A 24,410-nucleotide genomic window follows, 5' to 3' on the forward strand; every position below is an offset into this window, starting at 1 on the left:
TTTTGGAGAAATCAAATGAGTGTAAGAACCTACTCAGCCGATCAGGTTGTTGTATTAATTGGTGTGCATATTGCCTCTGGCTTTGCTGATGGCACTTTTGTTCAAATCGAAGAAAACGGCGATGGTGTTGCTTCAGTTGCTGGAGCGGACGGTGAAGTGGCTCGCTCAATGAGTACTGATCCTCGCAAAAAACTCACTTTAACCTTGCTACAAACCAGTGACACTAATGATGTGTTAAGTGGTCTGTATGCTGCGGACAAAGTAAGTAAAAACACCACATTCCCGATCACTGTAAAAGATCTACGTGGCAAGACAATGTTTGCCGCAAGCACTGCGTGGGTCACAAAAATGGCAAATTCGAGCTTTGGCAAAGAAGTTGACAGCCGAGAGTGGACGATTGAAACCGCAGATGGCTCATATACTGTTGGGGGTAATCAATAATGGCACGTGAAGAAATTCAAATCGGGGAAACCACCTATTTTGTTGAAAAATTCCCTGCAATGCTGCAAATGAAAATTTTCGGTGATTTATCAAAAACACTGATCCCTAGTTTTGGTAAGGCGTTGAGTGGCTTGACCGCTGAAGATGGTGCGGATAAGTCTGCCGTAGAAAGTCAATTTATTGATGGCATTCGTGAGCTTGCTCAACAGTTAGATGGTGACGGCTTAATGAAGTTGGTTGATATGTTGGTACGTGGTGAATATGTGGCTTTCCAAAAGGACAGTTACAACAACGGTAACGACACAAAACTCACTAAAAACACCCTAGATCACGCTTTCGAAGATATGGGCGAAATCGTGGAACTGCTTATTTTCATTCTAAAATTGAATTACAGCGGTTTTTTTACGAAATATCTCACCCGTCTTGGTGTGGGGCAAAAGCTAACAGCGAAATAAACCCAGTAGGTGTTTATAGCGATGAGGTCGCCAGTGAAATGCTCGCTTGGCGACCTTTTTTAGCTGGAAAGGTGACGATGACTGAACTCAATACGTCAGGGTTAACCGATATGGGCGAGCTATTGAAAATCAACCGCCTGCTTGATGCCATTGAAGCAATGGAAGCAAAACAGGCGGAGAAGTGGAAAAGTTGATTAAGCGTAAAGAGGTTGAATGCCAAAACGTGGGCGTTGTTCTAGTTGCCAAGTATCGTAATTAGCTTGCATATTAAGCCAAAACTGCGGTGTAGTATTAGGCAGTAACTCATATAAACGCATTGCCATTTCAGGTGTTATAGCGGCTTTCGCATTCAAAATACGAGAAAGTGCAACTCGAGTTACACCGAGTTTTTTGGCGATTTCAGTAACACTATGACCTTCAATGTACTCTTTTAAAATCAACCCTGGATGGGCGGGATTGTGCATTCGCATTTTCTTGCTCCTTAATGGTAATCCTGATAATTCACAACGTGTGCGTGTCCATTTTCAAACTTAAAGGTTAATCGCCAATTGCCACTCACCTTTACAGACCAATGCCCAGCTAAATCACCGTGCAAAGGATGTAAATTCCAACTTGGCACCGCCATAGCTTGTACGGTTTCAGTGGCATCTAAGGCGGTTAATAACATATTCAATTTTGCGGAATGTTTAGCTTGAATGCCAGCTGTTGAGCCAGTTTCAAAAAATAATTTCAGCCCTTTATGTTGAAATGAGATGATCATATTATCCCCTTTTGTATAGTCTGACTATACATTATTTTTATACTTTTGTAAACAGGTACTATACAAATGAGCGTTGTACGTGAATTAGTCACTAAATTATCGTTTGCTTACGAAAATACAGGCTTAAAAAAGTTTGTGAATGAAGTCAAGCAAGCCAAAACACAAGCCAAAGCAGATGTAGGGCAAATCAAAGGTAATTTGCTGTCGCTTAAAAACGTTGTGATGGGCTATGTTGCAATGGCGGCAGGCGGATCTGTAATGCAGATTGCGGACGAGTGGGCGAGTGTGAGCGGTCGTGTAAAACTGGCTACGGCATCAGCGGAAGAGCATAAACACGCCTTAGATGAAATCTATAACATTGCTCAACGAACAGGGCAGACTTTTGCCGCAAGTGGTGACTTGTTCCAAAAAGTGCAACGCAATGCCAAGGATTTAGGGTTAGGGACTGACGAAACCTTAAAAATGACCGAGATTATCGGTCAAACACTCACCATCGGCGGTGGTGACGCCAGCTCGCAACAAGCCGCTTTAATGCAGCTAGGGCAAGCATTAGGTGCAGGTAAATTGAGTGGTGATGAACTTACATCTATTTTAGATCAAGCTCCACGTTTATCAGAGGCTATTGCAGATGGTTTTGGTATTAGTGTAGGTCAGCTAAAAGAAATGGGTCAGGCTGGTAAACTGACCGCCAAAGAGCTTGCTCAAGGACTACTGAAACAGGCTGATAAAATTCAGAAAGAATTTGACGAAATGCCGAAAACTTTTTCATTCGGAATGAACGTAATGAAAAATGCGATCGGGCGTTTTCTATCTTATGCGGTCAATGATGTGTTGAATTTAGGTCAGCGATTTTCTCAACTTGCCAACTGGATCGATAAAAATATCAAGTTAGTGCTGATTTTAGCGACATCTGCGATTGGTAGTAAGCTCATTATTGCTCTTAAATTGGTGGAAAGGGGATTAAAGGCAATTACTGTTCAGGCTATCAAGGCTTTTGCTCCGTTTTTAGCAATGGCAGCAATTCTCGCTGGAATAGGCTTAATTCTTGAAGATTTGTATGTGTGGGTAAATGGTGGCGATTCACTCGCTGGCGATTTATTCGGTGATTTCAAGGATTGGGCAGGGCAATTTAAAACAATAGGCGATCTACTTAAATCGCTTTGGTTTAACGTTAAATTACTTGCCAAAGAGCTGTTTGCCCTAACTGGTATTGACTTCGATATTGACTGGAAAAGTTGGCAGGATTTCGCAAAAGCAGCGTTGCAGTATGTAATTGATGGCGTGAAGTCGTTCATCAAAGTCATCAGAAGTGCGGTTAGTATTGTGCGAGCCATAATGCGTGGCGATTTCTCTTATGCGTTTGGTTTGGCAAAAAATGCTGTCGGGGATTTATCACTTAAATTCTTACCGTTTTATTCTATTGCTTTAATGGTATTAGGTGGGATTGGTTCTACTATTTTATGGTTGGTTAGATCGCCATTTGTAAGTCTAGCTAAAACAGTGATCTACACTGTTTCGTTTATTATCACTAAATTCACGATGCTAGTAGGGTTTATCGGTAAACCATTTTTAGTGTTAGGAAAAGCTGCACTCTGGGGGGCTAAAATAGCCATTACAGCTATTTGGTCTATTAGTCGTGCAATGTTTGCAGCGATGGCAGCCAATCCGATTTTACTTGCAATAGCGCTTATTATTGCGGCATTAGTGGCGATTGTTGTTTATTGGGACGAAATCAAAGCGGTTGCTGGCGAAGTGTGGGATTGGATTTCCACGAAAGCCAGTGAAATTTGGACGGACATTGAGAACAGTTGTGGCGAGATGTGGGATAGCATCAAAGAGACAGCCGAATCAATGTGGGATGGCATTACTGATCCAATTAAGAAAGTTTGGACGGGCATTACGGACTTTTTCAAAAACGGCTGGAAGTCTGCTATCAGTACTGTGACAGATATGTTTGATAAATTAATTCCTAGCTTTATCAAAAATATCTTTAGTAAAGGAGCTTCTGTTACGGTAAATGGTACGGTAGAACAACCGCTTGTTAGTACAGCATCAGCACAACAGGCTGGTAATCGTTCTGTTCAGGTTCAGCAGACCCAAAACAACACTTATAACGTACACAGCACTAATCCTAAGCAGGCTGCGAATGAAATTTCACGCCATCAGAAAAATAATGGATTTGATATTTATAGCCCTGAATATGGGTATGGTTGGTAAATATGAGCTTAGTCAGTTTATTGTTTAATTCTTTATTTGGCACAAAGACCACTATCGGCGTGCTTGAGTTGGACGCTTTACTCACAGAAAGCACCAGTTTACGCAGTCAAATTACGGAATATCCCGTAGAAGATGGTAGTGTGATTTCAGATCATATTACGCAAGAGGCAGAAACGCTGACAATTGAAGGTGTGATAACTGGTGCGGGTACGTTATTTAATGTAGCTCAAGGTAAAGCGAAGTTAATTGGAGCAAAAGAGAGTTTGCGGCAGTTGCACCAAGACAGAACATTGCTCACAGTAACGACAGGGGTGGATATTTACCCCGATTTTGCCATTGAAAGCTGCGAAATTAGTCGTACTGCAGACGGTGGAGAGAAGTTTGATGTGAGCTTAACCTTGAAGAAGATTAAGAAAGTCACACTTAGAACTGCCGATATTCCGCCCGAAAAAACAAGCGGTAGTGCAACGGGTAAAGCTGGCAAAACGAAAGCGAACGCTGGTAAAGCTAGTGGAGGAACGCCTACACCAAAACAAGCAGGAAAAGTTGAAGAAGTTAAAATGCAATCCAATCTAGACAAAGCGGCTAAAGCTGCAAATAAGGTATTTAAGAGATAAACCATGATCACAATCCCAATTCCTAACCTAAATGACAGCTTGCTAGAAGTCGAACTTGATGATGAAGTTTTCTTCTTACACTTCTCTTGGAATAGTACAGGCGGTTTTTGGTCGATGGCAATTGAAAACGCCTATAACGATGAGATTTTGACAGGTATCAAGTTATTACCTGATCGCTTTTTACTTCAACAATTCAGCGAAGATACGTTACCGTTAGGCGATTTTATCGTAGTGCGAGATGATGAGCTGCAAACCGTTGGGCGAGATGATTTCATTGCGAAAAAAGCCGTACTAATCTATGTGGGAGTCGATGATGAGCTTTAGATTTGACCGCACTTATCGCTTGCTAATTGGCAAAAAAGGCGAAACCAAAAATGCAATTTTGATTGAGCCACCAATGCGAATTACGTTTGATGTGCAAAAGGATGTAAAAAGCGAGCCAAACGAAAACAGTATTAAAATCTACAACCTATCAGAAACCACTCGCAAAGCCATAGAACAGCCTAATTTGCGGTGCGTGCTTTATGCGGGATATGCAGAAGAAAACGAGCCAACCTTACTTTGTTCAGGCGATATTGCTACCGCTTACTCTTACCGAGAAAATGGCGATATTGTAACGGAGTTATTTGTGCTTGATGGCTTGATTGAGATCCGAGATACAGCCGTTAGTCTAGGCTATTCGGGTGGCGTGAGTTCACAGCTTATTCTGAATGATATTGCGGGCAAAATGGGATTAAAACTCGTTGCAGGTGAAGAACTTAAAGAACGCAAATGGGCAAATGGTTTTAGCTTTTACGGTGCAGCTCGTACCGCATTAGACAAAATCGTGCATGGCACGGGTTTAGAATGGTCTGTTCAGAATGGGGAGTTACAAGTTGTTAATCGTGCCAAAGTTACTCGCCGTCAAGGTGTTGTACTGGCAGTCGATAGCGGACTAATTGGCTCACCTGAACGAGTAAGAGAAGCAGCACGCAGTAAAAAAGTTGATGAAAAAAGCAAACAAAAGCAACCCGTCAGCACGGATAAGCAAGCTACCGATGGCTGGAATGTGCGAAGTTTGCTTTTGCCACAAATCAACCCTGCGGATAAAGTCAAAGTAGAAAGCTCATCAGTAACAGGTTGGTTTCGTGCGGAAACCGTAAAACATATCGGCGATAGTCATTCTGGCGACTGGCAAACCGAACTTCATCTTGTCGAGCGGATTATTGACGAGAAAGCCAAGAAATCAGGTGGTAAGACGAAACATCGGAAGAAAAGACGAGCGTAAACTAAAATTGATGAGACTTTTTTCTTTTTAGTGGTGTATGATAGAATTCCCTAGCTAAGTAAATAAAGGGTATTTTATGCGAGACATTCAAACAAACGCTCCATTGCAACAAACGGGATTTCAAGAAAAGATCGTGTCGGCATTTGAACAGTCTTTGACAGAAGAACAACGTTTTTTGCAAGATGTGATCACAGGCAAAATCAAACTTATTCCGCACGAAGAAGTGATGGAAAAACTTGAATATGTTTTGAAGAATGGGCTACAGCGTAAATGAAACTAGATTATCGTGTTCTTTGGTCAGAACGTGCAGAAGCCAAATTGCTAGACAAAGCGGATTACATCTACAACGATAGTCAAAATGAAGTAATTGCTTATCATTTCTTGGAGACAATGCGTTCTGCTGCTGAAAAACTGAGTTTTATTGCCGCTGCCTATGATGATCAGAAATTCCATATCTACCCGTTAAAATACGGGCATTCTGTAAAATTTATTGTTGTTGGTGATGTGGTAATTATTGCCGATTTTTACCCTAAAGGGTCAAATTTACACTAACTTGAACAAAAAGTGATTGAAATCTAAAGCGTGGCAATTTGTCACGCTTTTTTATTGCTAACTAAAAACCACCTTCTCTGAAGGTGGTTATCGGCTAAAAAGGCTTTGCCTGAAAAAATCGACTCATAGAAAATCCTTGTGGAAGTTATCCCCATAACCAACATAAGGAAAAAACAATGAGTCGATTTAAGAAATCATCGCATGTGATTTGGCATTGTCAATATCATTTAGTTTGGACACCGAAATGTCGCTTTCGGATTTTGAAAGATAAAGTAGGTCGAGAAGTGTATATACAGCTGAGAATCCTTTGTGAGCAGCTGAAAATAGAGATAGTTGAACTGAATGTTCAGCAAGATCATGTTCATCTTTTAGTAAAGATCCCCCCGAAATTATCGGTATCAGATGTGATGGGTCACCTAAAAGGTCGAACAGCGATAAGATTGTTCAATAAGTTTCCGTATTTAAGAAAACATAAATTATGGGGCAATCATTTTTGGGCGAGAGGTTACTGCGTAGACACCGTAGGTGTCAATGCAGAAATGATACGTAGATATGTGAAATATCAAGAGAAACATGAATTGGAAGATAAGCAGTTAAAGCTATCTTCAATGTAAAATTCGGATTCTCAGAATCGGAATTTAGAAACGCCCCTATGGGGCGTCATTCAAAGCCACCTTCTATGAAGGTGGATTTTTACTTGCAAAAAATTTGCAAATTTTGACCCGTTGTAAAAACAAAACCCCGAACATTGCGAGTGTTCGGGGTTTTTTATTCCCAACTTTCCGTAACAAAGAGGAAATAATTTATATGGCTAAGTATAGCAAAACTAAATTAAAAATCCATCCAAAAGAGGGACTAGAAATGGAAACTTATGCAACCCCATTTATTAAAACATCCATAGGTATTGCCATTATTTTTATTGCAGTCGGATTAACATTACTGTTCTCAACTCCTTTTATTAGTGCAATCCGTTGGTGGTAACAATGCAAACCGAAATCGCTAATGCCCTTGCAGAAATCAATATCGCTATTCCAGCGAAGATTGTCAGTTACGATCCGTCTGCGGTGCGTGCCACTGTCAAACCCACCATTCCTAAGCGGTTAAGCAATGGAGAAACATTGCCTGCTCCGCAGATTGTGAATGTGCCTGTGTGCTTTCCAGTGGCGGATGTGGGCGGTGCGGTGGCTCAAATTACGCTGCCGATGAAAGCAGGTGATGGCGTGTTGTTGATTTTCTCTCATCGCTCGTTGGAAAACTGGTTAAGTGGGAGTGAGCAGTCGCCAGATGATCCGAGAATGTTCGATTTATCCGATGCGTTTGCTATGCCTAGCACTAACGCCAAATCGCCGTCTGCTGATGGGGAAAATCTTTGTATCAAGTATGGTGCTGGCTCGCTAAAGATTACGCCTAGCGGTGATGTGTTGATTAACGCCCCTAGCACAACAATTACCGCACCACAAAACACCATCAATGGCGATTTAACCCTAAATGGCAGTATGACAAGCACGGGTAGCATTACTGCACAGGGCGAAGTGGGCGGAAAAGGCATTAGTCTTTCAACTCATACCCATACTGGCGTAGAAAGTGGTAATAAAGAATCAGGAAGTCCGAAAAAATGAGCGTAAGTGTAGATCTAAAATTATCCAGTCAGCACGATTTGCTATTCAAAAATAATCGCTTGGTTTTGGTTGATGGAGCAAACCAAAAAGCTCAACAAATCAAAATTGCCTTACTCACGTTTTTAGGCGAGTGGTTTTTGGACACTTCGATTGGTGTTCCGTACTTTGAGCAAATTCTGCTCAAATCAGCGGATAAAGTGAAAGTTGAGAATGTTTTTCGGCAGAAGATTATCGCAGTGAAAGGGGTAAAACGGGTGACAAAATTAGAGACGAAAATTGACCGTCAAGCACGGTTACTTTTTGTCTCTTTTGAAGCAGAAACCACAGCAGGATTAGTTGCTGATACGGTTGAAATAGGAGAGAAACAATGAAGTATGGCGTAACATCACAAGGTTTTCAGCGTAAACGACTGCCTGAACAGTTACAGGAGATTTTTACAACATTACGCTCTGAATTTGGCGAAGAAACGGAACTCTCGCCTGATACGGTGCTTGGCGTATTGGCTGCGAATGAAGCGGAGCGGTTTGCAACCATTTGGGAGCTTGCCGAAAGTATCTACAGTGCAATGTACCCAATGAGTGCAACGGGTGCGAATTTAGATCGTGCGGTGTCGTTTACTGGGGTTAAACGCTTGCCAGCTCAACCGTCCGCTGTGGATGTGGCGTGGTACGGACAAGAAAATACGGTAATCCCTGAATATACTGCTGTTCGCAACATTAAAAGCCAAGAGATGTATTACAGTGTCGGCGAATTAACACTTAACCGTTCTCGTGCTTATGATGTGGAGATTGCTTTTAAAAACAGCAGAATTTCAACAGGCGAAGTTTTACAAGTCACAATCAACGGTGTGCAGTATCGCTATCAAACCGATCGCTCATCAATCCAATATGCGATCGAACAGTTGGGTAACCGATTAAAAGTGCTGCATTTTTTATCCGTTGTAACACAAGGTAATAGCTTGCGTTTGCGAGCTACTACGGTTTCTGGCTTTTCTCTTGATTTAAGTCAAAACCTTGTGATTACGTCATTAGGCTGTTTAAACGAAGCACAAACGGAAGGAGCAAGTACTGATTTGGCAGAAGTTGGGCAAGTGAGTGAACTCATCACTCGAATTGATGGCTTAGAAAGCGTAAATAACGTTACACAAGGCACAAAAGGGCGAGAAATGGAAACCGATGCCGAATTGTATGCTCGTTATCAGTTAGGCGTGTATCAAACTGGAGCAGGAACGGTTGAAAGCCTGTTAGATAATCTGCTCAAAGTGAAAGGGGTGTCATCTGCTTTTGTATATGAGAACACAAGCAACACCCAAGACCAATTTAGCACACCAGCAAATGCTATTCATTGCGTTGTACAAGGTGGGTTGGATAGTGCTGTAGCACAAGCGATTTTGACTAAAAAACCTGCGGGCATACCTACGCACGGCAATACAACTGTTTCCGTCACAGACAGTCAGAATATAAGCCGAGCAATTAAGTTCTCACGCCCACGCAGACGCTATATTTGGATTAAAGTTTCTGTGAATACTTTTGTCGATCAAGGTGAGCCGACTGCATCAGGTCATTTTGTAAGTATCTTAAATAATTTAATGAAATATGGCGACAAGCTGCAAATCGGATCAGATGTTGTACTGCAACGACTGATGGCTCAATGTGTATCTGTTAATGGTGTCAACAGCGTATCTATTACCATTGGTTCAACTAATCAAATCACAGATTCTGAGCCGCATTATCAGGCACAGGATATTCAGATCGCACCTGATGAAATTGCGGTATTTGATAAAACCATAATTACCATAGGATAGGCAAATGGACGGACTAGATGAAAATTATCTTGAGATAGCGAAACAACACAATCTCATTCAGTTTCAATGCTCACCTAATATCCACTCACTTTATACCGCACTTTTCACCCCTTTTGCGTCATTGCAAGGTGCATTTCGGGAATTATTGCTAAATCGGCATTTAGATAATGCGGTTGGTAAGCAGTTAGACGGAATTGGGGATATTTTAGGTCTATCACGTCCTTATATGACTGTGGACGGTGTGTTTTACTTTGGTTTTACAGGGCAGAGCAAAGCAAAAGGTTTCTCGCAAGCAGTTATTCGTAGCCTAAACTCAGAAACAAGCAACAAGCAATACCGATTTATTTCAGACAACCTTTATAAACGGTTGCTGCGTTGGAAGATTGTTAAAAACAATTCTCACGGTACGGTTGAAGATGTTATTCGAGCCTGCCAAGCTGCATTTGTGGCAAACCGAGTTGAAGTGATAGAGGAGAAGTGTAAGCTGACAGTTAATGTCACCAGATCGGTTAAATTTGAAAGTGAAGCTATTGAAAGCATAAAAGAAAAACTTATCCCAGCAGCCGCTGGGATTTTTGTTTCAGTCAACATTATGAATGGAAATGGGTAAAACGATGAGTACAAATCAAATCGACTTAATGAAATTGTTTCAACAAATCAAATGGGCTGAAAGTGGCGATACTGTGGATTTTTCCGAAACAAACTACAGTACAGGGTGGTCTTTTTTAGGTGATGACACGCCTACAGTTGAGGATTTCAATGCTTTACAGCAATGGAACGATAAAAAAGACCAATGGCTATACAGTCAGATTGCAAAAGTGTGTCAAGACCAAAAAATTGCAGTAACAGAAAACGATCTTAACACACTACTAAAAGCCATTAAAAAACTTGCTGCTCAACCTAATGCAACAACGGAACAGGTGGGGGTTACTCAATTAGATAGCTCCACAGATTCAAACGCGGAAGATAAAGCTGCAACACCAAAAGCGGTGAAAGTTGTTAAAGATTTAATCAATGCTTTAACGCGGAATTTGGCTAACTATATACCTAATAGTAAAAAATCTGACGCGGTAGATAGCGCATCAAGCGACACAGTAGCGACAAGTAATGCGGTAAAGACTGCTTATGATAAAGGTGTGGAGGCGCTAAGTGTGGTTAGAAGTAAACAATCTCCATCTACAACGCTAGCAGGTTATGGTATATCAGATTTTATTGTTCGTCGCCTTAACACAGAAAATCTTAATGATGTATCCACTCCAGGTATTTACGGACAACCACTTACTGATGAGGCAACTACTGCTAGGAATTATCCAACTAATCAAGCGGGCACATTAATGGTGAGTTTATCGGCGTATGGCGTGCAGCAAGAGTACACAACTTATGCTGACAATAGTAAATATGTTAGAGGCAGAAAAGATAACAACTGGCTAGATTGGACGCGTATAGACGGATCAGATTGGGATGGAGTTAGGGGCAAGCCTACAACTCTTTCTGGTTACGGGATTGTTGATGGAGTAAACAAAAATGGGGATGCGTTAAATGGTAATTTAAAACTAAAAGCGAGCCAACAGGCTTATAACGAACAACTCAGAGAAGAGTCACCTCTATATATACCTCAAATAAATTGGAACGGAGATGCTTATTATCCATTCATTAAAGCGTTATTTACTGGAGCAACCGGTAATGGTAAAAGAGCCACGTTTGGTTTAGGGGTTAGAACATATAGTCAGCAAAATTACGGTGCAGGCGTAATTACATATTGTGCTGATGATAACACTTTGTCAAATTGGTATTTCCATAAAAATGGGGATTTTGTATCAGCAGGTGATGTTTTTGCTCACGGTGGGTTGAGTTTAAACAACTTAATCACTGAATCATTATATCCAAGACATTACTCAGGAGCGAAAGTTTTAAAACTAAGGATGAACTATAGTAATGGATGGAAAGGGTGGAAAATCATGTCAATCTATGCTCCAGATATACAAACGCCAACAAATGGAGAGGTAATTATTAATTTACCAGAAGCTGTAACATCTAATGCAGTGGTAAATGTAACAGATAATGGCAGTGCTAGATTTAGTTATAGCGTAGTAATGCATGGCGTAAACAAAATAAAAATATTTGCACCAGCAAGCAAAAGATGTGGATTTCAAATACATGTGATAGACGGAGGGGTGTTGTTATGATTAAACAATTCAATATTGATGATTTGATTTTTGATGAGCCGATAACTGCTGCTGATGGTTCGTTAATAACATCTGGTAGTAATTGGTATCCAGTGTATACACAAGAGGATATAAATGGTATTTCAGCTAGTGTTACAAATGATGGTGATGTATGGGTAGAAAATGGGGTAATTCACTATTCAGGCGATAAACCATCAAAAAATCACTATTGGGATAAAAGCAGTAAATCGTGGAAACTTTTAACTGCAAGCCAGCAAAAAGCATTACAAAATGAACAACTTGAAATTGAAAAAACAGTTCTTATCCAACAGACCGCCGATAAAACGGACGCATTAAAAGCAAAAATCCTTATCGGCTACCCACAAGCAGAGATTGATAGTTTTTACCGTCAAGAACGTGAGGCGCGCGGATGGGTTGAGGATAATAGCTACCCAACACCAATGCTTACCAGTCTGGCAGAAAATCGCGGTGTACCGTTGGCGTTATTGTGTCAAAAAGTGATTGAAAAAGCGGACCAATTCGCGGTAGTGATGGGGTATATTATCGGCACGCGTCAAGCCTTTGAGGACCGTATTTTAGCCGCTAAAACTGAGGCAGATTTAACCGTACTTGAACAGGAGATTGAACAATGGCAATTAAATTTAGGCTAAAAAACTATTTTTATCATGTCGTTATTGGTATTGACCAACTATTCAATGCTTTTCTGGGTGGTGCGGCGGATGAAACGCTATCAAGCCGAGCCTATCGCGGTGCGGTGTTAGCCGACAAGCCGAAAAAACGTTGGCGATTGTTATTTAAGGTTATCAATGGCTTATTTTTTGACAAAAATCACTGCGAAACCGCCTATAAAAGCGAATTAAACCGCAAGCAATATCCCGATAGTTTCAAAAAATCCTAAAAAATCCACCGCACTTTGTATGGTGCGGCGGACTATAAATGACTAGCTATGTGCCAGATTGTTTTGGAGTTATTATTTTTATTTTGTAATGTGGATCACATTTTTAATGTGATGTTATAGGTGTGGTGTATATAGATGTTATTGCGTGCAAGGTTTAAGGCAATGTTGCATTGTGATTTGTTTTTGTGTTTGACATATATTTGACATAATAAATACAAAAATCACTAAATCAATGATACTTTATTATGAACAATGGTATAATATTAGGAGTTTAGATCTTTGATTTATAAATATATTTTTGCTTACAAATAGTTATATTATGTAGGTCTTGAAAACCGGCGAGGGTTTACGCCCTCCGTGAGTTCGAATCTCACTTCCTCCGCCATCAAATTTTTAACCGCAGCTCTTAGGGCTGCGGTTTTGTTTTTATATCTGCTCATCTTTGAATGCCAAATATTCCTCTAGGGTTTCAATTGCATTTAAACAACGTATTTGTCGTTGTTTTGTATGCTCAATTTGAGCGCTAATTGCTTGTTTATCCCAGTCATTAGTAGCCAGAGTTAACATGCTTTTCTGTTGGTTTAATTTCTCATTTAATGCATGCAAGGCTTCATAGTATTTATCTAAACGCTCACGAGGGGGGAGTTGATCGATTGATTGACGAAGTTTTTCCCTGTTATTCATCGTTGATTTGAAATTTATGGCCTTCTTGGACTTAGATTGGGATATTTCAATCATCGCGTCTTGTAATGACCTAAATTGTGCGATTAATCTGTCGCAATAAAACGTTATCTCTTCGCTTGTCGGTGCGGACAATTGACGTAATTGTTGTACACCTTGTCGCATTTCAGCAATATAGTCATTTAATGATAATCCGTTTTCACTAAATACATGTTCAGCAAATGTTGTTGTCAAGGATTTATCTTGATAAGCGCTATATTGCTGTTGAAGTGCAGCAATATGTCGCTCTAACTCATCAAAAAGTGCGGTGTAATTTTTCATTGTTTTAAATAAAGAAATCCCCCTAATGATAGGGGGATGGGATTATAAAATCATTGCGGCAATCCAACCGAATGCGAGCAATGGTATATTGTAATGTAAGAATGTTGGTACAACGCTATCCCAAATATGATCATGTTTACCATCAATATTTAAGCCTGACGTTGGACCTAATGTTGAATCTGAGGCTGGGGAACCTGCATCGCCTAATGCTGCAGCTACGCCTACAATCGCGACGGTCGCTAATGGCGAAAGTCCTAATGCAACACAAAGTGGCACGTAAATTGAGGTAATGATCGGCACAGTAGAGAAAGATGATCCAATTCCCATTGTGATAAATAAACCAACTACTAGCATTAAGAAAACAGCTAAGCCTTTGTTATCTGCTCCTAAGCCTTGGCTGAAATTTTCAACCAGTAATGTGACGCCACCTGTTGCTTTAATGACGCTAGCGAAACCAGAAGCTGCAATCATCACAAAGCCAATCATTGCCATTAGGCGTAAACCTTGTTGGAAAATATCATTGCTTTCTTTTAAGCGGAAGATGCCACAGACACCGAAGATAATTAAACCAGCAAGACCACCAATAATGGTTGAACTTGTAAAGAGTTGCAAGCCAAAGGTCACAAGGATAGCAATAATGCTTACCCACACATGAAATGGTTTAATATTGGCAATATGCTGTTCAATTTCTGCTGTTGTTGGTTCTGCGACATCTACAATGTATTCACGCGGTTTACGGTAGCTAACAAAAATAGCGAATAATAAACCCAGTACCATACCTGTTACAGGAATGAGCATTGCCATTGACACTTCAGCAACGCTAGTATGAATGCCAAGACTTGCTCCCGCTTCATTGATATTTTTGACTAAGATACTTTCAATAAAGATTTTACCGAAACCGATTGGCAAGAGCATATAGGTTGCGGTCAAACCGAAAGTGAGCACGCAAGCGACAGCTCGACGATCTAATTTTAAGCGATTAAAGATACTTAATAATGGTGGAACCACAATCGGAATGAAGGCGATATGCACTGGTAAAACGTTTTGTGAGGACATAGCGAAGAGGACCAATACAATCAAAATGAAGTATTTAAAACCAGCAACAGAATTACCAGTTGGCGTTTGCCCTAAACGTTGAATGACTTTATAGGCTAATAAATCAGTGATGCCTGATTTTGAAATAGCGACAGCGAATGCGCCTAAAATAGCATAGTTCATTGCAACTTCTGCACCACCACCGAGTCCGCCGGTGAAGACTTCAATTGTTTTTGACATGCCTAATCCGCCAGTTAAACCAGCAGTAAGTGCGGAGATCACTAATGCGATCACCACATTAATTCGTAGCAAGCTCAAGGCGAGCAAAACGAGAATTGATATAATAACGGGATTGGTCAGCATATTGTTTCCTTAGTTTTTGTAATGTCTTTTTTAAATTTACTGGAAAAAAAAGATTTGTCTAGCGCTTTACAAAAATTTATCAAAAAAACACCGCGCTTTTATGAATTATCTAATGAATTTATAACATGAGGGAATCCACCTAGCTGTTTTAAGTGATTAACCATGTAGCAAAATAAATCAGCGGTTTTTTCTGTATCATATAAAGCCGAATGTGCTTGTTTTCCATCAAAGCTGATATTAGCTGCTTGACATGCTTTCACTAAAACAGTTTGTCCAAACATAAATCCACCTAAGGTCGCCGTATCGAAAGAGGCAAAGGGGTGGAATGGATTTCGTTTGATGCCAGTACGTTCAGCGGCAGCCATAATAAAGCTTTGATCAAAGGTCGCATTATGTGCCACGATAATGGAACGTTGGCAGCCAGCTTCTTTCTGTCCGCGACGAACCATTTGGAATAACCCTGTTATCGCATCTAATTCAGAAATGGCCATTGATTGTCGCATAGGATTATTTAAATCAATGCCATTGATCTTCATTGAATCAGGGTTAATTTCTGCGCCTTCAAAGGGATTTATGTGGCAATGATAGGTTTGATCTTTTTGCAACAAACCCTTGTCATCCATTTTGACAGTGATGGCAGCTAACTCTAATAATGCATTCGTTTGGCAATTTAATCCCGCTGTTTCTACATCAATGATGACAGGGTAGTAACCGCGAAAACGGTGCTTTAATAAATTAAAATCTACAATTTCGTTTGTCATAAAAATAAAAAGGGTACGCCGAAACGCACCGATAAAATTAAGTAAAAATTGACCGCGCTTTAGTTACCTAATGCGGATTTTGCACTTTTGTTTTCAATAAATTCAATTTTATAGCCATCAGGATCTTCAACAAAAGCGATTACCGTTGTGCCACCTTTTACAGGACCTGCTTCACGCGTTACTTTTCCACCAGCAGCTTTTACTGCATCACAGGTCGCATAAATATCGTCGACACCAATCGCGATATGACCATAGGCAGTGCCTAATTCGTATTCTTCAACGCCCCAATTATAGGTTAATTCAAGCACTGCTGCTTTGTCTTCATCATCATAACCAAGAAAAGCGAGCGTATATTTATATTCTGGGTTTTCGCTAGTACGTAATAAACGCATGCCTAATACATCTTGATAGAATTTGATAGAGCGTTCTAAGTTTCCCACTCGTAACATGGTATGCAAAATACGCATGATTTCCTCCATTTATCTAATAAACAGGTTAGATTATGCCATAATTTTGTAAATTAAGAGAAATGAAAAAATAAAAAAGGCATCAGAACGATGCCTTTGGTAAGTCTTTATTATTCAACAGTGATTTTTGAACCGTCAACAAATTGAATTTCACGTGCAATGGCAACGCTTGAAATTTCATTTTTAGGATTTTCAAAAATAGCTTTCACTTCTGGTGATACAGTTGAAAAAGGAATAATCACATTTAAGTTAAAATTCGCATTTGGATTGAAGTCTTGTTCAAAATTAAGGCTTATTGGATGTGTATGGATAACATTATTCTCAAATTGATATGCATATACCCAAGAAGCTGTTTTAATCGCTTTGTTACCGGTATTGGTAATATTGTAGCTATATGCAAGACCCGGTTCATTTTTGTCATTTTTAACGAAATTACGGGCAATCGTTTTTATTTGAATATTTTTACCAAATTCGGCAATCATCGCATCATTGGTAGTTTTTTGTTCTTGAACTTGAGTTTTTTGTGTTGCAGCTTGTGCTTGATAATTTAATTTATCACAAGCAGTTAATGTCACTGTTGCAGCCATTACAGTTGCTAATAGTGCTTTTTTAGATAATTTCATAGATATTTCCTTAAAATAAATTATTAATGTTTTCTAAATATAAATAATCTTGTATAAAAGATCAAAAAAGGGATTCATATTTTACATAAATTTACATTTTCTAAACTGTAAAAATAAATAACCGCTTTTTCAGAAGCGGTTATTTAGACTATTAATCTTTAAATTCGTTCATAAAGTGCTGAGCTTTTTCTACCATTTCTTTGGAGCCAAGGAATAATGGCACTCGCTGGTGGAGTTCTGTTGGTTTAATATCTAAAATACGATGGTAACCATCGCTTGCTAATCCGCCTGCTTGCTCTGCTAAGAATGCCATTGGGTTTCCTTCATACAATAGACGTAGTTTACCTTTGGGATAGGTTGTTGCACTTGGGTAAATATAGATCCCACCTTTAAGCAGATTGCGGTGGAAATCTGATACTAATGAACCAATATAACGGGATGTATAAGGACGACCAGTAGATTTATCTTCCTCTTGGCAGAATTTTATATATTTTTTAACACCCATTGGGAATTTCAAATATTGCCCTTCGTTAATAGAATAAATGCGTCCGTCAGTTGGTATTTGAATATTCTCATGAGATAAACAGAATGTACCTAAGGTCGGATCATAGGTAAAACCGTTAACACCATTGCCTGTTGTGTAAACCAGCATTGTTGAGGAACCATATACAATATAGCCAGCAGCAACCTGTTTATTCCCCTCTTGCATAAAATCTTCTAAGGTGACAGGAGTCCCAATAGGGGATACGCGACGATAAATGGAGAAGATTGTTCCCACTGCCACATTGACATCAATATTAGAAGAACCATCTAATGGATCGGTCAAAATAACATATCTTGCATTACGGCCACGTTCTGTATCAAATGCGATAAAGCTATCTTCCTCTTCTGACGCAAAGCCAGCCACTTCTTCACGTGCCATTAAGGCTCGTTTAAAGGTATCATTGGCAAACACATCCAATTTCATTTGGTTTTCACCTTGGATATTCTGATTACCAACTGCACCTAAAATATCATGACTGAGTCCTGCACGATTAATATCTCTATGAATGACTTTCGCAACAAGACGAATGGACGATAAAATACCGGTTAATGCGCCTTTGGCGTTCGGGTATTCTGCTTGTTTTTCAATGACAAATTCATCTAATGTTTTCATAACAATCTTAATTCCTTGATTATATTTTCTTGCTAGACGAGTAGAATAAGTTAGATTATGATACCAACTTTATATATTGAAGAATGTGATCCAGCTCACGCTTTTTTACTTGGTCTAAATAAATGAACGAAATTTCACAGAAAAAACATATACATATTTTAGGTATATGTGGCACCTTTATGGGCGGTGTTGCTCTTATCGCTAAACAATTGGGCTACCATGTTACTGGTTCTGATACTAATGTTTATCCGCCAATGTCCACTTTTTTAACAGAAAGTGGCATTGATATCATCCCCCATTTTGAGGTTGAACAGTTGCAACCTACACCTGATATGATTTTGATTGGTAATGCAATCAAACGCGGAAATCCTTGCGTCGAATATATTTTAGAAAATCAGTTGCCATTTACCTCTGGCCCACAATGGTTACATGATAATTTATTGCGTAATCGTTGGGTATTTGCCGTATCAGGCACCCATGGAAAAACCACTACAACGGGTATGTTAAGCTGGATTTTAGATCAAAATGGTTTAAATCCAGGATTCTTAATTGGCGGTATTGCGGGCAATTTTGGCGTATCTTCTCGCTTAGGCGATAGCCAATATTTTGTGATTGAAGCAGATGAATATGATACGGCATTTTTTGATAAGCGTTCAAAATTTGTGCATTACAATCCTAAGACCTTAATTATCAACAATATTGGCTTTGATCATGCAGATATTTTTGATGATTTAAAAGCGATTCAACGCCAGTTCCACCATATGATTCGTACTATGCCTCAATCAGGTTTGGTCTTGTCTGTTGCGAATGAACAAAGTGCAAAAGAAACCTTGGATATGGGATGTTGGTCTGAAAAACAATATTTAGGGAAGGATCAAGAATGGTATGCAGAACGTTTAACGCAAGATAGCACGCGTTTTGCGGTTTATCATAAAGGGCAGAAAGCGGCGGAGGTGCATTGGAACATTGTTGGTCAGCACAATATGCACAATGCATTAATGGCAATTGCAGCAGCTTATCATGCAGGCGTTTCCATTGAAAATTCCGCGAAAGCCTTATCGACTTTTATTAATGCAAAACGTCGTTTAGAAGTGAAAGGCGAAGTTAATCAGATTACCGTTTATGATGATTTTGCCCACCATCCCGCAGAAATTCAAGCAACTTTAACCGCACTTAGAGATAAAGTCGGTGGTGGAGCGAGAATTTTGGCGGTGTTAGAACCTCGTTCAAATACCATGAAAATGGGGCACCATAAAGATGAAATCGCCCCAGCATTAGTTCGCGCGGATAATGTGTTTTTATTACAACCTGAAAATATTCCCTGGGAAGTTGCCGAGATTGCTAGCGCTTGTATTCAGCCTGTTAAATGGGCGGCAGAATTGGATAAATTAGTAGAATTTATTGCTGAAGAAGCCAAACCTGGTGATCATATTTTAGTGATGTCTAATGGTAGTTTTGGTGGTATTCATCAGAAAATATTAGATAAATTAAAAAATTAGTTAAATTAAAAATCCCTGAGCAGATAACGACTCAGGGATTTTTCTATCAGAACGTTTTCTTTTTTGACCGCACTTTTAAGGGCGATAGAAGTTAGTACACATAATTTGTGCCGCAGTACCTAAGCTTGAACCTTCACGCAATTTAACGGTATGTTCAGATTGGCGTTTAGGTGGCGTTGCTAAACCTTGTCCCCAAAATTCAGAATAAAAATAAGAATCGGTATGCATTAAATTCTGTGTCTTACAGTTGACTACTTTATGCTGTCGTAATGAATGACTAAACAGATTTTTGTCTTCAAATACTGCGTGTCCAATTTTTAGATTAATCACAATATCAAAGTTAATCAGATGTGATTTATCGTTATCCACCCAAATCGATGCACTATCAATGTAGTATTCAGAATTTGGTGCAAGACGGAAAAAGCCTGTTTCAATTTTTTCAGGCGGATTTAACTGCTGCTCATTTTTTACAGGCGTTGTTGGTTGGTTAGAACTACATGCGGAAAGTAGCATCAAACTGGTTAGCCATAGTACTTTTTTCATATTAACCTCCCTCAATTAATGTGATTGCTATGTAAAGCGCGGTGTAAATTTCTGAAGTTTTGGCTTAACGACGGAACATGTTTCCTAATCCGCCGAGGCCACCCATGCCTCCGCCCATTAAGCCTTTCATGCCTCTCATCATTTTCGCCATGCCACCGCTACGCATTTTTTTCATCATACGTTGCATTTCATCGAATTGTTTCAATAGTTTATTGACATCTTGTACTTGTGTGCCTGATCCCATTGCAATACGACGGCGACGTGAGCCTTTGATAATATCCGGATTGGCGCGTTCTTTTAATGTCATGGAATTGATGATGGCTTCCATTTTTATAAACATTTTGTCATCTACTTGATTTTTAACATGATCCGGTAAGTTCTTCGCACCCGGCAGTTTGTCTAACATGGACATCATACCGCCCATTTTTTTCATTTCAATTAACTGTTCACGAAAATCTTCTAAAGTAAATTGATCGCCTTTTTTAAATTTCTGTGCGATTTTTTCCGCTTTTTCTTGATCTACTGAACGTTGCAAATCTTCAATTAACGACAGTACATCGCCCATGCCAAGAATACGTGAAGCAACACGATCTGGATGGAAGGGTTCAAGAGCTTCTGTTTTTTCGCCTACACCCAAGAATTTAATCGGCTTACCTGTGATTTGACGAATCGAAAGTGCTGCACCGCCACGCGCATCACCATCCACTTTGGTTAAAATTACCCCAGTGAGTGGCAAAGCTTCATTAAAGGCTTTTGCTGTATTTGCTGCATCCTGACCGGTCATCGCATCCACAGTAAACAAAGTTTCAACTGGATTAAGTGCGGTGTGAATTTGTTGAATTTCCGCCATCATTTCGGTATCAACATGTAGACGACCCGCAGTATCCACAATTAAAACATCATAGAATTTTAATTTTGCATCAGCTAAAGCTGCTTTGGCGATATCAACAGGATTTTGTTTGACTTCGGAAGGGAAAAAATCCACGCCAACAGCTTGTGCCAAGGTTTCAAGTTGTTTAATCGCGGCAGGGCGATAAACGTCAGCAGACACCACAAGCACTTTCTTTTTGTGGCGTTCTTTTAAGAATTTCGCTAATTTTCCAACGGAAGTTGTTTTACCCGCGCCCTGTAAACCCGCCATTAAAATAACAGCTGGCGGCTGTGTGGCAAGGTTTAAACTTTCGTTGCTTTCTCCCATTGCAGATTCAAGTTCTGCTTGTACAATTTTGAGAAATTCTTGCCCTGGTGTTAAACTTTTGTTGACTTCCTCACCAATAGCGCGTTCTTTCACTTTATTGATAAATTCACGCACCACAGGTAAAGCAACATCCGCTTCAAGTAACGCCATGCGTACTTCTCTCAGCGTATCTTTTATATTATCTTCAGTTAAGCGTCCTTTACCTGTAATATTTCGTAAGGTTTTCGATAGACGATCGGATAAATTTTCAAACATTTTACTTTCTCATATTACTCAATGATTTTGCTTGATTATACCTGAAATCACCTTGTTTCACTATTTGAAATTTCAGATTAGCCCAGTTAAAATAAATGCGAATTATTTCAAATAAAAGGTAAAAGAAATTGACAACACCTCCTTATGCCATTTTCGCAATGCTATTTTATAGCTTCAATATTCTATTGATTATGCCAATGTTGTTGAAAATTGATGGGCATACCAAACCCAAACGTCATCTCTTTTTAACAACAGTTTTGGTAGCGGTTGTTTGTCATTACCTCAGTTTCCCTAATCTACTCGCTTATTTGAATACTGGTACAAATCTCAGCTTACTTGAAATCAGCTCGCTTATTAGTTGGGTCATGGCGTTATTCACAACATTATTGATGTTATGGAATGTGAAAACCCTGTCTTTTGTATTGCCAAGTGTTTATGCTTTAGCATTAATTAATCTTTTAATGACGGAATTTATTCCAAGCCAATTGGTGCATTTATCGCCAGAATTATTTATTCATATCACCTTATCCATGTTGGCATATTCCGTATGCTTTGTTGCCATGTTATATAGCATTCAAATTGTGTGGTTAGATCGTCATCTGAAACGGAAAAAAGCAGTGCCTTCTCCAGATTTACCCCCATTAATGCTAGTTGAACGCCATTTTTTCCGAGTGATGTGTACAGGGGAAGCATTGCTTAGCATTATTCTTATAACAGGGACTTATCATTTATCGCATGCCATGGCAGACAGTAATATTCACAAAGCCGTATTTTCTGCTCTTGCTTGGATCGTTTTCGCTTTGGCGATTTTAGGGCATTGGAAATGGTATTGGCGCGGAAAAAGAATGATTATTTTGACAATTTCAGGTATGATCCTGCTTACTATTGCTTATTTTGGCAGCAAAATTTTACCAGTTTCATTTTAAACGCTTAAAAGTGCGGTCTAAATTGAGGCAGTTTTGCTTAATATTCAATTAACAAAAGGAACAATCTTTGGACAGTATTCCCCTTAGTACGCTATTCATTATTCTTGCCATTCTATTAGTCACATCGGCGTATTTTTCTGGTTCTGAAACTGGATTATTATCGGCTAACCGCTATCGTATGCGTTATTTGGCTGAAAAAGGTCATAAAGGCGCTAAAAAAGCGGACAAATTATTGAAAAAAACAGATAAATTACTCAGCCTAATTCTTATTTGTAATAACCTTGTCAATATTTCTGCTTCAGCGATAGCAACCATTATCGGTATGCGTTTATATGGTGATGCAGGGGTTGCGATTGCAACAGGGGTGTTGACTTTCTTTATGCTCGTTTTTGCGGAAATTTATCCGAAAACAGTGGCTGCTTTATACCCTGAAAAAGTGGCATTTATTTCTAGCCATCTGCTTTCACTGCTAATGAAAATTTTTACGCCATTAGTTTTCTTGATGAATTTAATCATTAAAGCCTTAATTAAAATAACAGGCTTGAAAACAGAAGCGAAGGGCAATCATATTAGTCCTGAAGAATTGCGTTCAATTGTACATGAAAGTGGTAAATTCATTCCTTCAGCGCACCAAGAAATGTTGTTATCCATTTTGGATTTAGAAGAGGTTACTGTTGACGATATTATGGTGCCGCGCCCTGATATTGCCGGTATTGATATTGAAGACGATTGGAAATCTATTATGCGACAACTTAACCATGCAGCTCATGGACGAGTGTTGTTGTATAAAAATAATATGGATGAAAATGTCCTGGGATTTTTACGCGTGCGTGAAGCATATCGCTTAATGTTAGATAAAAATGAATTCACCAAAGAAACCTTAATTCGAGCTGCGGATGAAATTTATTTTATTCCAGAAGGAACAGCTTTGACAGCGCAGTTATTAAATTTCCGCAACAATAAAGAACGTATTGGTCTAGTGGTGGATGAATATGGCGATATCAAAGGCCTGGTTACCTTAGAGGATATTTTGGAAGAAATCGTAGGTGAGTTCACTACTTCCACCATGCCATCAATTGAAGAAGAGGTGACACCACAGTCTGATGGCTCCATTTTAATTGAGGGCTCAACCAATATTCGTGACCTAAATAAATTATTCGATTGGAATTTAGATACGGAAGAGGCACGAACCTTTAACGGCTTGATTTTAGAACATTTAGAAGATATCCCTGAAGAAGGAACAGAATTTGAACTAAATGGGCTGAAAGTCACTATTTTGGAAGTAGCAGACAATATGGTGAAACAGGCAAAAGTCGTGAAATTATAACCGCACTTTTATTAGAAACCGAAGCGATGAAGTTAATTTGTCGCTTTTTTATTATCAAAATATAAATGGATTTAATTTAACAAATAGTTGAATTATATGTTGAATATGAAGTGGAAATAAAATGGAGGCGTGTCCCGGAGTCGAACCGAGCTACATGGATTTGCAATCCAGTGCATAACCGCTTTGCTAACACGCCGTAGGAAGTTGTGTAGATATAAAAAAACACCTTGCGGTGTTCGATTAAATGGTGCCCGAGGCCAGACTTGAACTGGCACGCCTCGAAAGGCGAGGGATTTTAAATCCCTTGCGTCTACCGATTCCGCCACTCGGGCACAACGCATTTAAAATGGAGCGGGAAACGAGGCTCGAACTCGCGACCCCGACCTTGGCAAGGTCGTGCTCTACCAACTGAGCTATTCCCGCATTGCTTTCAGCTTAT

The 24,410-nt window shown here is 39.5% G+C and carries 30 protein-coding genes and 3 tRNA genes; 20 read left to right on the forward strand and 13 right to left on the reverse strand.

Annotation, left to right across the window (positions count from 1 at the left end):
• Nucleotides 1–15 precede the first annotated feature (15 nt).
• Nucleotides 16–441, forward strand: coding sequence for a phage structural protein (locus ACUXZ4_RS04500; protein ID WP_464973848.1), 426 nt, complete (start codon nt 16–18; stop codon nt 439–441).
• Nucleotides 441–896: a phage tail assembly chaperone gene (locus ACUXZ4_RS04505; protein WP_464973849.1), complete on the forward strand. Its 456-nt coding sequence runs from the start codon at nt 441–443 to the stop codon at nt 894–896. Before ACUXZ4_RS04500 ends, ACUXZ4_RS04505 begins: the two co-directional genes overlap by 1 nt.
• 194 nt (nt 897–1,090) lie before the next feature.
• Here ACUXZ4_RS04505 and ACUXZ4_RS04510 read toward each other — a convergent pair whose 3' ends face one another.
• Both ACUXZ4_RS04510 and ACUXZ4_RS04515 read right to left on the reverse strand, forming a co-directional pair.
• Nucleotides 1,091–1,360 carry a HigA family addiction module antitoxin gene (locus tag ACUXZ4_RS04510; protein WP_464973991.1) on the reverse strand — a complete coding sequence of 90 codons (270 nt, stop codon included), beginning with the start codon at nt 1,358–1,360 and terminating at the stop codon, nt 1,091–1,093.
• A gap of 17 nt (nt 1,361–1,377) precedes the next feature.
• Complete coding sequence (locus ACUXZ4_RS04515; RefSeq protein WP_464973850.1) at nt 1,378–1,656, reverse strand: type II toxin-antitoxin system RelE/ParE family toxin; 279 nt, start codon at nt 1,654–1,656, stop codon at nt 1,378–1,380.
• A 66-nt stretch (nt 1,657–1,722) separates the two neighbouring features.
• Between ACUXZ4_RS04515 and ACUXZ4_RS04520 the strand changes: the two genes are divergently transcribed.
• The 15 genes from ACUXZ4_RS04520 (at nt 1,723) to ACUXZ4_RS04590 (ending at nt 12,816) form a co-directional block, all read left to right on the forward strand.
• Nucleotides 1,723–3,873, forward strand: coding sequence for a tape measure protein (locus ACUXZ4_RS04520; RefSeq protein WP_464973851.1), 2,151 nt, complete (start codon nt 1,723–1,725; stop codon nt 3,871–3,873).
• Between the two features lie 2 nt (nt 3,874–3,875).
• A complete protein-coding gene (locus tag ACUXZ4_RS04525; RefSeq protein WP_464973852.1) occupies nt 3,876–4,490 on the forward strand; it encodes a phage baseplate protein in 615 nt (204 codons plus the stop codon).
• Between the two features lie 3 nt (nt 4,491–4,493).
• The gene (locus tag ACUXZ4_RS04530) at nt 4,494–4,814 is read left to right on the forward strand and encodes a phage baseplate plug family protein (RefSeq protein WP_464973853.1); all 321 of its coding nucleotides are present in this window, start codon (nt 4,494–4,496) and stop codon (nt 4,812–4,814) included.
• Nucleotides 4,804–5,757: a phage protein gene (locus ACUXZ4_RS04535; protein ID WP_464973854.1), complete on the forward strand. Its 954-nt coding sequence runs from the start codon at nt 4,804–4,806 to the stop codon at nt 5,755–5,757. Before ACUXZ4_RS04530 ends, ACUXZ4_RS04535 begins: the two co-directional genes overlap by 11 nt.
• Before the next feature lie 76 nt (nt 5,758–5,833).
• Nucleotides 5,834–6,031 carry a hypothetical protein gene (locus ACUXZ4_RS04540; protein WP_464973855.1) on the forward strand — a complete coding sequence of 66 codons (198 nt, stop codon included), beginning with the start codon at nt 5,834–5,836 and terminating at the stop codon, nt 6,029–6,031.
• A complete protein-coding gene (locus ACUXZ4_RS04545) occupies nt 6,028–6,309 on the forward strand; it encodes a type II toxin-antitoxin system RelE/ParE family toxin (RefSeq protein WP_464973856.1) in 282 nt (93 codons plus the stop codon). The genes ACUXZ4_RS04540 and ACUXZ4_RS04545 overlap by 4 nt, the downstream gene beginning before the upstream one ends.
• Before the next feature lie 176 nt (nt 6,310–6,485).
• Nucleotides 6,486–6,923 carry an IS200/IS605 family transposase gene (tnpA, locus tag ACUXZ4_RS04550; protein WP_464972197.1) on the forward strand — a complete coding sequence of 146 codons (438 nt, stop codon included), beginning with the start codon at nt 6,486–6,488 and terminating at the stop codon, nt 6,921–6,923.
• Between the two features lie 193 nt (nt 6,924–7,116).
• Nucleotides 7,117–7,290 carry a hypothetical protein gene (locus ACUXZ4_RS04555; RefSeq protein WP_464973857.1) on the forward strand — a complete coding sequence of 58 codons (174 nt, stop codon included), beginning with the start codon at nt 7,117–7,119 and terminating at the stop codon, nt 7,288–7,290.
• A gap of 2 nt (nt 7,291–7,292) precedes the next feature.
• Nucleotides 7,293–7,928: a Gp138 family membrane-puncturing spike protein gene (locus ACUXZ4_RS04560; RefSeq protein WP_464973858.1), complete on the forward strand. Its 636-nt coding sequence runs from the start codon at nt 7,293–7,295 to the stop codon at nt 7,926–7,928.
• Complete coding sequence (locus ACUXZ4_RS04565; protein ID WP_464973859.1) at nt 7,925–8,299, forward strand: contractile injection system sheath initiator; 375 nt, start codon at nt 7,925–7,927, stop codon at nt 8,297–8,299. Before ACUXZ4_RS04560 ends, ACUXZ4_RS04565 begins: the two co-directional genes overlap by 4 nt.
• Complete coding sequence (locus tag ACUXZ4_RS04570; protein ID WP_464973860.1) at nt 8,296–9,732, forward strand: baseplate J/gp47 family protein; 1,437 nt, start codon at nt 8,296–8,298, stop codon at nt 9,730–9,732. The genes ACUXZ4_RS04565 and ACUXZ4_RS04570 overlap by 4 nt, the downstream gene beginning before the upstream one ends.
• Nucleotides 9,733–9,736: 4 nt before the next feature.
• Nucleotides 9,737–10,342, forward strand: a complete 606-nt coding sequence (locus ACUXZ4_RS04575) for a baseplate wedge 1 family protein (protein ID WP_464973861.1) — start codon at nt 9,737–9,739, stop codon at nt 10,340–10,342.
• The gene (locus ACUXZ4_RS04580) at nt 10,335–11,918 is read left to right on the forward strand and encodes a tail fiber protein (RefSeq protein ID WP_464973862.1); all 1,584 of its coding nucleotides are present in this window, start codon (nt 10,335–10,337) and stop codon (nt 11,916–11,918) included. The genes ACUXZ4_RS04575 and ACUXZ4_RS04580 overlap by 8 nt, the downstream gene beginning before the upstream one ends.
• Nucleotides 11,915–12,568, forward strand: a complete 654-nt coding sequence (locus ACUXZ4_RS04585; RefSeq protein ID WP_464973863.1) for a hypothetical protein — start codon at nt 11,915–11,917, stop codon at nt 12,566–12,568. Before ACUXZ4_RS04580 ends, ACUXZ4_RS04585 begins: the two co-directional genes overlap by 4 nt.
• Nucleotides 12,547–12,816, forward strand: coding sequence for a DNA helicase UvrD (locus ACUXZ4_RS04590; protein ID WP_464973864.1), 270 nt, complete (start codon nt 12,547–12,549; stop codon nt 12,814–12,816). Before ACUXZ4_RS04585 ends, ACUXZ4_RS04590 begins: the two co-directional genes overlap by 22 nt.
• 426 nt (nt 12,817–13,242) lie before the next feature.
• Here ACUXZ4_RS04590 and priC read toward each other — a convergent pair whose 3' ends face one another.
• The 6 genes from priC to fbp form a co-directional block, all read right to left on the reverse strand.
• A complete protein-coding gene (gene priC, locus ACUXZ4_RS04595) occupies nt 13,243–13,818 on the reverse strand; it encodes a primosomal replication protein PriC (protein WP_464973865.1) in 576 nt (191 codons plus the stop codon).
• A 42-nt stretch (nt 13,819–13,860) separates the two neighbouring features.
• Entirely contained in the window at nt 13,861–15,216 is a 1,356-nt protein-coding gene (locus ACUXZ4_RS04600) for a Na+/H+ antiporter family protein (RefSeq protein ID WP_464973866.1), read from the reverse strand.
• Nucleotides 15,217–15,314: 98 nt separating this feature from the next.
• The gene (gene rnt / locus ACUXZ4_RS04605) at nt 15,315–15,977 is read right to left on the reverse strand and encodes a ribonuclease T (protein ID WP_464973867.1); all 663 of its coding nucleotides are present in this window, start codon (nt 15,975–15,977) and stop codon (nt 15,315–15,317) included.
• A 59-nt stretch (nt 15,978–16,036) separates the two neighbouring features.
• The gene (gene gloA, locus ACUXZ4_RS04610; protein ID WP_464973868.1) at nt 16,037–16,444 is read right to left on the reverse strand and encodes a lactoylglutathione lyase; all 408 of its coding nucleotides are present in this window, start codon (nt 16,442–16,444) and stop codon (nt 16,037–16,039) included.
• A 110-nt stretch (nt 16,445–16,554) separates the two neighbouring features.
• Nucleotides 16,555–17,067 carry a hypothetical protein gene (locus ACUXZ4_RS04615; RefSeq protein WP_464973869.1) on the reverse strand — a complete coding sequence of 171 codons (513 nt, stop codon included), beginning with the start codon at nt 17,065–17,067 and terminating at the stop codon, nt 16,555–16,557.
• 151 nt (nt 17,068–17,218) lie between these two features.
• Nucleotides 17,219–18,223, reverse strand: a complete 1,005-nt coding sequence (gene fbp, locus ACUXZ4_RS04620) for a class 1 fructose-bisphosphatase (protein WP_464973870.1) — start codon at nt 18,221–18,223, stop codon at nt 17,219–17,221.
• Nucleotides 18,224–18,345: 122 nt separating this feature from the next.
• Here fbp and mpl point away from each other — a divergent pair, with 122 nt between their 5' ends.
• Nucleotides 18,346–19,722, forward strand: a complete 1,377-nt coding sequence (mpl, locus tag ACUXZ4_RS04625; RefSeq protein ID WP_464973871.1) for a UDP-N-acetylmuramate:L-alanyl-gamma-D-glutamyl-meso-diaminopimelate ligase — start codon at nt 18,346–18,348, stop codon at nt 19,720–19,722.
• A gap of 75 nt (nt 19,723–19,797) precedes the next feature.
• On the opposite strand, the gene ACUXZ4_RS04630 is transcribed toward mpl, so the two are convergent.
• Both ACUXZ4_RS04630 and ffh read right to left on the reverse strand, forming a co-directional pair.
• Nucleotides 19,798–20,265, reverse strand: coding sequence for a surface-adhesin E family protein (locus ACUXZ4_RS04630; protein ID WP_464973872.1), 468 nt, complete (start codon nt 20,263–20,265; stop codon nt 19,798–19,800).
• Between the two features lie 64 nt (nt 20,266–20,329).
• Nucleotides 20,330–21,718 (reverse strand): signal recognition particle protein, encoded by a 1,389-nt coding sequence (gene ffh / locus ACUXZ4_RS04635; RefSeq protein ID WP_464973873.1) that lies wholly within the window; start codon nt 21,716–21,718, stop codon nt 20,330–20,332.
• A gap of 158 nt (nt 21,719–21,876) precedes the next feature.
• Between ffh and ACUXZ4_RS04640 the strand changes: the two genes are divergently transcribed.
• Both ACUXZ4_RS04640 and ACUXZ4_RS04645 read left to right on the forward strand, forming a co-directional pair.
• Complete coding sequence (locus ACUXZ4_RS04640) at nt 21,877–22,644, forward strand: cytochrome C assembly family protein (RefSeq protein WP_464973992.1); 768 nt, start codon at nt 21,877–21,879, stop codon at nt 22,642–22,644.
• A gap of 67 nt (nt 22,645–22,711) precedes the next feature.
• Nucleotides 22,712–23,971: an HlyC/CorC family transporter gene (locus ACUXZ4_RS04645; RefSeq protein ID WP_464973874.1), complete on the forward strand. Its 1,260-nt coding sequence runs from the start codon at nt 22,712–22,714 to the stop codon at nt 23,969–23,971.
• A 122-nt stretch (nt 23,972–24,093) separates the two neighbouring features.
• On the opposite strand, the gene ACUXZ4_RS04650 is transcribed toward ACUXZ4_RS04645, so the two are convergent.
• The 3 genes from ACUXZ4_RS04650 to ACUXZ4_RS04660 all read right to left on the reverse strand — a co-directional run bounded on the left by ACUXZ4_RS04650 (nt 24,094) and on the right by ACUXZ4_RS04660 (nt 24,394).
• Nucleotides 24,094–24,167, reverse strand: a tRNA-Cys gene (locus ACUXZ4_RS04650).
• Between the two features lie 49 nt (nt 24,168–24,216).
• A tRNA-Leu gene (locus tag ACUXZ4_RS04655) sits at nt 24,217–24,303 on the reverse strand.
• A gap of 15 nt (nt 24,304–24,318) precedes the next feature.
• Nucleotides 24,319–24,394 (reverse strand) — tRNA-Gly (locus ACUXZ4_RS04660).
• Nucleotides 24,395–24,410: the final 16 nt, after the last annotated feature.

It is taken from the genome of Reella acinonychis (genome assembly GCF_052828705.1).

What these genes read in the sequence shown, in the direction of transcription:
- ACUXZ4_RS04500 (WP_464973848.1), top strand. Translation starts at nt 16, where the DNA reads ATGAGTGTAAGAACCTACTCAGCCGATCAGGTTGTTGTATTAATTGGT.
- ACUXZ4_RS04505 (WP_464973849.1), top strand. Translation starts at nt 441, where the DNA reads ATGGCACGTGAAGAAATTCAAATCGGGGAAACCACCTATTTTGTTGAA.
- ACUXZ4_RS04510 (WP_464973991.1), bottom strand. Translation starts at nt 1,360, where the DNA reads ATGCACAATCCCGCCCATCCAGGGTTGATTTTAAAAGAGTACATTGAA.
- ACUXZ4_RS04515 (WP_464973850.1), bottom strand. Translation starts at nt 1,656, where the DNA reads ATGATCATCTCATTTCAACATAAAGGGCTGAAATTATTTTTTGAAACT.
- ACUXZ4_RS04520 (WP_464973851.1), top strand. Translation starts at nt 1,723, where the DNA reads ATGAGCGTTGTACGTGAATTAGTCACTAAATTATCGTTTGCTTACGAA.
- ACUXZ4_RS04525 (WP_464973852.1), top strand. Translation starts at nt 3,876, where the DNA reads ATGAGCTTAGTCAGTTTATTGTTTAATTCTTTATTTGGCACAAAGACC.
- ACUXZ4_RS04530 (WP_464973853.1), top strand. Translation starts at nt 4,494, where the DNA reads ATGATCACAATCCCAATTCCTAACCTAAATGACAGCTTGCTAGAAGTC.
- ACUXZ4_RS04535 (WP_464973854.1), top strand. Translation starts at nt 4,804, where the DNA reads ATGAGCTTTAGATTTGACCGCACTTATCGCTTGCTAATTGGCAAAAAA.
- ACUXZ4_RS04540 (WP_464973855.1), top strand. Translation starts at nt 5,834, where the DNA reads ATGCGAGACATTCAAACAAACGCTCCATTGCAACAAACGGGATTTCAA.
- ACUXZ4_RS04545 (WP_464973856.1), top strand. Translation starts at nt 6,028, where the DNA reads ATGAAACTAGATTATCGTGTTCTTTGGTCAGAACGTGCAGAAGCCAAA.
- tnpA (WP_464972197.1), top strand. Translation starts at nt 6,486, where the DNA reads ATGAGTCGATTTAAGAAATCATCGCATGTGATTTGGCATTGTCAATAT.
- ACUXZ4_RS04555 (WP_464973857.1), top strand. Translation starts at nt 7,117, where the DNA reads ATGGCTAAGTATAGCAAAACTAAATTAAAAATCCATCCAAAAGAGGGA.
- ACUXZ4_RS04560 (WP_464973858.1), top strand. Translation starts at nt 7,293, where the DNA reads ATGCAAACCGAAATCGCTAATGCCCTTGCAGAAATCAATATCGCTATT.
- ACUXZ4_RS04565 (WP_464973859.1), top strand. Translation starts at nt 7,925, where the DNA reads ATGAGCGTAAGTGTAGATCTAAAATTATCCAGTCAGCACGATTTGCTA.
- ACUXZ4_RS04570 (WP_464973860.1), top strand. Translation starts at nt 8,296, where the DNA reads ATGAAGTATGGCGTAACATCACAAGGTTTTCAGCGTAAACGACTGCCT.
- ACUXZ4_RS04575 (WP_464973861.1), top strand. Translation starts at nt 9,737, where the DNA reads ATGGACGGACTAGATGAAAATTATCTTGAGATAGCGAAACAACACAAT.
- ACUXZ4_RS04580 (WP_464973862.1), top strand. Translation starts at nt 10,335, where the DNA reads ATGGGTAAAACGATGAGTACAAATCAAATCGACTTAATGAAATTGTTT.
- ACUXZ4_RS04585 (WP_464973863.1), top strand. Translation starts at nt 11,915, where the DNA reads ATGATTAAACAATTCAATATTGATGATTTGATTTTTGATGAGCCGATA.
- ACUXZ4_RS04590 (WP_464973864.1), top strand. Translation starts at nt 12,547, where the DNA reads ATGGCAATTAAATTTAGGCTAAAAAACTATTTTTATCATGTCGTTATT.
- priC (WP_464973865.1), bottom strand. Translation starts at nt 13,818, where the DNA reads ATGAAAAATTACACCGCACTTTTTGATGAGTTAGAGCGACATATTGCT.
- ACUXZ4_RS04600 (WP_464973866.1), bottom strand. Translation starts at nt 15,216, where the DNA reads ATGCTGACCAATCCCGTTATTATATCAATTCTCGTTTTGCTCGCCTTG.
- rnt (WP_464973867.1), bottom strand. Translation starts at nt 15,977, where the DNA reads ATGACAAACGAAATTGTAGATTTTAATTTATTAAAGCACCGTTTTCGC.
- gloA (WP_464973868.1), bottom strand. Translation starts at nt 16,444, where the DNA reads ATGCGTATTTTGCATACCATGTTACGAGTGGGAAACTTAGAACGCTCT.
- ACUXZ4_RS04615 (WP_464973869.1), bottom strand. Translation starts at nt 17,067, where the DNA reads ATGAAATTATCTAAAAAAGCACTATTAGCAACTGTAATGGCTGCAACA.
- fbp (WP_464973870.1), bottom strand. Translation starts at nt 18,223, where the DNA reads ATGAAAACATTAGATGAATTTGTCATTGAAAAACAAGCAGAATACCCG.
- mpl (WP_464973871.1), top strand. Translation starts at nt 18,346, where the DNA reads ATGAACGAAATTTCACAGAAAAAACATATACATATTTTAGGTATATGT.
- ACUXZ4_RS04630 (WP_464973872.1), bottom strand. Translation starts at nt 20,265, where the DNA reads ATGAAAAAAGTACTATGGCTAACCAGTTTGATGCTACTTTCCGCATGT.
- ffh (WP_464973873.1), bottom strand. Translation starts at nt 21,718, where the DNA reads ATGTTTGAAAATTTATCCGATCGTCTATCGAAAACCTTACGAAATATT.
- ACUXZ4_RS04640 (WP_464973992.1), top strand. Translation starts at nt 21,877, where the DNA reads ATGCTATTTTATAGCTTCAATATTCTATTGATTATGCCAATGTTGTTG.